Below are 5,223 nucleotides of genomic sequence, written 5' to 3' on the forward strand. Positions count from 1 at the left end.
CTTTGCAAAAATGCACTTTGTTTAACGGGTGATTGTTCTACTAAGAAAGAAAAATCTTTTTTGTTTTGCTTTCGTTCTTTACGCCAGCGTAAAAAAGAGCGAATTGATTTTTTTGTACTAACATTATCCATATTTTCATAGCGCTTTGCCATGAACATCACCTCATTTAAAATCGTTGTATTTGTATTGTACCGAAATGTTGTTAAGGAATACAGTGTAAAACATGGATTAATGTTTAAGGAATTGTTAAAAAATAGGGAAAGGTATTTACAAAAGTAACAATAAAAATAGTTTTATCACTTCTATTTATAGAAATAATAGTAAAAAAATATATTTTGTCTAGTAATTCGCTTGAAATAAAGAAGTAACATACGTAAATTCGTACGATTTCGTGAACAAATGTAGTAAACAATTTTCTCGTAGTGTTAACTTTTGTTATTATAAACATAACCTATTTAAATTTAGGATAGAGAAAAGAGGTTTATAAATGAAGCGTTATCAAAAAATAATTGGTCTTATGGTTGTATTTTGTCTCTTTGTACTTGCTGGATGTAGTGGATCAGGTTCAAAGCTTCGTAAACCATTGAATTGGGATTTAGAAACTTTCCAATTTACAAATCAAGATGGAAAGCAATTTGGTACAAAAGATTTAAAAGGGAAAGTTTGGGTTGCAGATTTTATGTTCACAAATTGTCAAACAGTTTGTCCACCAATGACTGCAAATATGGCCAAGCTGCAAAAGATGGCAAAAGAAGAGAAGATAGACGTTCAGTTTGTTTCATTTAGTGTAGATCCAGACCTTGATAAACCAGAAAATCTGAAAGCATTTATTCAAAAGTTTACAGAGGATACTAGTAACTGGAATTTATTAACGGGATATTCGTTAGAAGATATTACAAAGTTTTCAAAAGATAATTTCCAATCACTTGTAGATAAGCCGGAGAACGGTCAGGTCATGCATGGTACATCATTTTATTTAATTGATCAAAACGGAAAAGTAATGAAAAAGTATAGTGGCATTAGTAATACGCCATACGAAGACATTATACGTGATATGAAGCGATTAGTGGATTAAAAATAAGGGTGCATAGCACCCTTATTTTTTTTGCATTAGTCTATGGATAAAATGTCATGTTGTTGGGGAAGTTTCGGCGCCCGAATTTCTAATACGCCGTTTTGATAAGAAGCTTTTGCTGCTTTTTTATTAATTGAATACGGCAACTTAATCAATCTTGATGCTTCTGAAATGGAACGTTCTCGGCGATAATAGTTATGGGATGTTTCTTCTTCCTCTTCGAGTATCTCTTCTTTTACAGAGACTTTTAAGTATTCACTTTGTATTTCAATTTGGATTTGCTCTTTTTGTATACCTGGTAGTTCAGCTGTAACAACGAGTTCTTCACCAACTTCATATAAATCTACAGGGAATGTTAATAAACGGTTTCCTTTTTGGAAAAAATGATTTAAATCAGCGATTACATTGCGAAGAGGTGTTTGCTCGAAGAAATCATCAATTTGCTTTAAGTAATTACGAACCGGTGGGCGAGAAGAATCTTTTTTTTCTTCACTCATGGTATTCCCTCCTAGAAATCAATTTGCAATATCATATGACAAAAGCGGAGAAAGGTGAGTGCCTAGTTTTCATGTTTTCATAAAAAATTGTTAAAAATGTGAAATGGAGTGATTTTTTTATAGTTTTTGGTCGCCATATTCAGTTGATTATGCTAGTATAAATAGGGTTGATATAGTAGTATAGAAACAGAATGAAAACCGAAAGAGGGTAAGAAGTATGTGTGGTTTTGTAGGATGTTTATGTGAAAACCCTAGAGAGTTTTCAGAAACAGAAAAACATCAATTTGAAAATATGAACACGATGATTTTCCACCGTGGTCCAGATGACGAAGGATATTTTCGTGATGAACATGTACAATTTGGCTTCCGCCGTTTAAGTATCATTGACTTAGAGGCAGGACATCAGCCGCTAACTTATGAAAATGATCGATATGTAATTATTTTTAATGGTGAAATTTACAACTATGTAGAATTACGTGAAATGTTACTTGAAAAAGGTGCAACGTTTGCAACGCAATCTGATACAGAAGTTATTATTGCATTGTATGCACATATGAAAGAAAAATGTGTAGACTACCTTCGTGGTATGTTTGCATTTATGATTTGGGATCGTGAAGAGAAGAAACTTTTCGGTGCACGTGACCACTTCGGTATTAAACCTCTATACATCGCACAGCAAGGTGATACTACATTCTTCGCATCTGAGAAGAAAAGTATTATGCATGTGATGGAAGATAAAGGCGTTAATCCAACGTCACTACAACATTATTTTACGTATCAATATGGCCCAGAGCCAGAAACATTAACAATTGATGTTAATAAAATCGAGCCTGGTCATTATTTCGTAAAAGAAATCGGTAAAGAGATGGAAATCCATCGCTACTGGAAACCTTATTTCAATGCTTCAAGTGCAACGAAAGAGGAGCATATCCAAGCAATTCGTGATGTACTATATGATTCAGTAAAAGTGCATATGCGTAGTGATGTACCAGTAGGTTCATTCTTATCTGGTGGTATCGATTCATCTATCATCGCTTCTATTGCAAGAGAAATGAATCCAAATCTTTTAACATTCTCTGTTGGTTTTGAGCAACGTGGTTTCAGTGAAGTTGATGTTGCAAAAGAAACTGCTGAGAAATTAGGCGTTAAAAACCATAACGTATTCATTTCAGCGAAAGAATTTATGGATGAGTTCCCAAAAATCATTTGGCATATGGATGATCCTTTAGCTGATCCAGCAGCTGTACCATTGTACTTCGTTGCTAAAGAAGCACGTAAACATGTAACAGTTGTTCTTTCAGGTGAAGGCGCAGACGAGCTATTTGGTGGTTATAACATTTACCGTGAGCCAAACTCACTAAAAATGTTCTCTTACATTCCTAGCCCAGGTAAGAGTGTTCTAAAAGCATTGAGTGGTGCTCTTAAAGAAGGATTTAAAGGTAAGAGCTTCCTAGAGCGTGGATGTACACCAATTGAAGAGCGTTACTATGGAAATGCGAAAATCTTCCGTGAAGAAGAAAAAGCTGAATTAATGAAGTATTACAATGAAAGTGTTAACTATATGGATATCACGAAACCATTGTATAACGAGATTAAAGATTATGATGATGTAAGTAAAATGCAGTACATTGACATGTTCACATGGTTACGCGGTGACATTTTATTAAAAGCTGATAAAATGACAATGGCAAACTCATTAGAACTTCGTGTACCGTTCTTAGATAAAGAAGTATTCGATGTTGCATCTCAAATTCCAACTGAACTTAAGATTGCTAACGGAACTACGAAAGCTATTTTACGTGAAGCAGCACGCGGAATCGTTCCAGATCACGTATTAGATCGTAAAAAACTTGGATTCCCAGTACCAATTCGTCACTGGTTAAAAGACGAAATGCATGATTGGGCTATAAATATTATAAACGAAAGTAAGACAGAGCATTTAATCGACAAACAGTATGTATTAAACTTACTGGAAGCACATTGTGCAGATAAAGGCGATTATAGCCGTAAAATTTGGACTGTACTTGCGTTTATGGTATGGCACCAAATTTATGTTGAGCATAAATACGATACGAACAAGTTCCATGAAGAAACAAAACGTGCGTATAGCTTAGTGTAATTAGAAAAACCTTAAGATCGCATACGGTCTTAAGGTTTTTTTCATAAATAGGAAGTATTATTGATACAATAATAGTAAAAGGATGGACAACATATGATTACGTTTGAGAAAGTTACTATAGAAAATGAAAGCGTTGTTAAAGAAATGTTTAAATCGCATAGTTTAGGTGAGAAAAAGGTACAGTATTGTGTGAAAGTTGATGATACATATATTGGTGTAATAGATTATAGTGTTCAAGAGGAACGAGCTGTTTTATCACAGCTAATTATTCATTTTGATTACCAAGGTTATGGTTATGGTACAAATACGTATTTTACATTTGAAGAAATGATGAAACAAAGAAATGTGAAAGAAATAAAAGTGCTACAAGAGGAATTAACAGAAAAAGCGCATTCTTTCATAGAGAGTTTTGGCTTTACTTCAGAAGATGGAGCGTATGTGAAGAAAATATAACGATGATTATTTATGCGATACAATAAATATAAGGCAGGTGGATGTATGACAATGACTTCTGGTCTTGTATTAATTGGAGGGTGCTTTATAGTAGCAGAACTATGTCATATAATCATTCGGAAAAGAATGATTAAGAAAAGAAAGCCGTATGAATTACAATACGTCCCTGTCTTTTTCATTATATTTTGTATGCTTAGTACATTACAAAATATAATGAACTTTCCACCACTTGTGAATGTTTTTTTAAAGTTCGGTTTACTTTATAGTGGTGTTGGAATAGTACTTTTATTTATTTTATTTTGCATACGTCATATTCACTATCAATCGTATATATTTATTTTAAATTGGTTAAAACAAGATGATAGAAACCGCCTTACATAAGGCGGTTTTTTTATTTGTGATTGTAACAGAACTTGTACATTTCACATAAAATAGGACGAGTAGCAATGCTAACATATTACAAGAAAGGGGCGGGGTAGTAAAATGAAACTTGTTATAGACGCAGGGCACGGTGGATATGATTCTGGTGCTGTTGGTAATGGCTTAGTAGAAAAAAACTTAACGCTTCAAATTGCTAGACGCGTTCGAGATATTTTAACGGTAAATTACCCAATTACAATTAAAATGACACGTGATAGTGACGTGTTTATTTCCTTATCGGAACGTGCTAATATTGCTAATGCTTTTGGTGCGGATTATTTTATTTCATTTCATATTAATAGCGGCGGGGGTACAGGTTTTGAAAGCTATATTTATAATGCGTTATCCAACAGCAGCACTGCATATGCAAAGCAACAAAAGATGCATACAGCAGTAAATCCTGTATTAACAAAATACGGTCTTCGTGATCGAGGAGCAAAAAAAGAAAATTATGCGGTATTAAGAGAAACCGCAATGGATGCAATTTTAACTGAGACTGCCTTTATTGATACAACGTTTGATGCAAATTTATTAAAAAATCCACAATTTATTGAAGATCTAAGTCAAGCGTATGCAAATGGAATAGCGGCTATTTTTGGAGTAGCTCCAAATCCACAACCTCCAAACCCACAACCGACACCTCAAACGAAGGGAATCGC

General features: G+C 34.0%; 6 protein-coding genes and 1 pseudogene. 5 read left to right on the forward strand and 2 right to left on the reverse strand.

The window, feature by feature from the left end; translation table 11 throughout:
- Positions 1-152 (reverse strand): annotated as a pseudogene (locus MR160_RS32560) (MBL fold metallo-hydrolase); the annotation flags it as partial.
- A 335-nt stretch (positions 153-487) separates the two neighbouring features.
- Between MR160_RS32560 and MR160_RS32565 the strand changes: the two are divergent.
- The gene (locus tag MR160_RS32565; protein WP_000833341.1) at positions 488-1,075 is read left to right on the forward strand and encodes an SCO family protein; all 588 of its coding nucleotides are present in this window, start codon (positions 488-490) and stop codon (positions 1,073-1,075) included.
- 35 nt (positions 1,076-1,110) lie between these two features.
- Here the strand turns inward: MR160_RS32565 and MR160_RS32570 are convergent, their stop codons facing one another.
- A complete protein-coding gene (locus MR160_RS32570; RefSeq protein ID WP_001288086.1) occupies positions 1,111-1,572 on the reverse strand; it encodes an Hsp20/alpha crystallin family protein in 462 nt (153 codons plus the stop codon).
- A gap of 217 nt (positions 1,573-1,789) precedes the next feature.
- Here MR160_RS32570 and asnB point away from each other — a divergent pair, with 217 nt between their 5' ends.
- From asnB to MR160_RS32590, 4 genes are all read left to right on the forward strand, one after another.
- Positions 1,790-3,691, forward strand: a complete 1,902-nt coding sequence (gene asnB, locus MR160_RS32575; protein WP_242299106.1) for an asparagine synthase (glutamine-hydrolyzing) — start codon at positions 1,790-1,792, stop codon at positions 3,689-3,691.
- A gap of 93 nt (positions 3,692-3,784) precedes the next feature.
- Positions 3,785-4,144 (forward strand): GNAT family N-acetyltransferase, encoded by a 360-nt coding sequence (locus tag MR160_RS32580; protein ID WP_000627501.1) that lies wholly within the window; start codon positions 3,785-3,787, stop codon positions 4,142-4,144.
- A gap of 51 nt (positions 4,145-4,195) precedes the next feature.
- Positions 4,196-4,525, forward strand: a complete 330-nt coding sequence (locus tag MR160_RS32585) for a hypothetical protein (protein WP_242299108.1) — start codon at positions 4,196-4,198, stop codon at positions 4,523-4,525.
- Between the two features lie 102 nt (positions 4,526-4,627).
- On the forward strand, positions 4,628-5,223 hold a 596-nt coding region (locus MR160_RS32590; protein WP_242299107.1), incomplete at its 3' end, for an N-acetylmuramoyl-L-alanine amidase.

Source organism: Bacillus cereus group sp. BfR-BA-01382 (assembly GCF_022663475.1).
Lineage (GTDB): Bacteria > Bacillota > Bacilli > Bacillales > Bacillaceae_G > Bacillus_A > Bacillus_A thuringiensis_S.

Bases quoted from the DNA above. Each gene is read 5' to 3' on its own strand.
- MR160_RS32565 (WP_000833341.1), top strand. From the start codon at position 488: ATGAAGCGTTATCAAAAAATAATTGGTCTTATGGTTGTATTTTGTCTC.
- MR160_RS32570 (WP_001288086.1), bottom strand. From the start codon at position 1,572: ATGAGTGAAGAAAAAAAAGATTCTTCTCGCCCACCGGTTCGTAATTAC.
- asnB (WP_242299106.1), top strand. From the start codon at position 1,790: ATGTGTGGTTTTGTAGGATGTTTATGTGAAAACCCTAGAGAGTTTTCA.
- MR160_RS32580 (WP_000627501.1), top strand. From the start codon at position 3,785: ATGATTACGTTTGAGAAAGTTACTATAGAAAATGAAAGCGTTGTTAAA.
- MR160_RS32585 (WP_242299108.1), top strand. From the start codon at position 4,196: ATGACTTCTGGTCTTGTATTAATTGGAGGGTGCTTTATAGTAGCAGAA.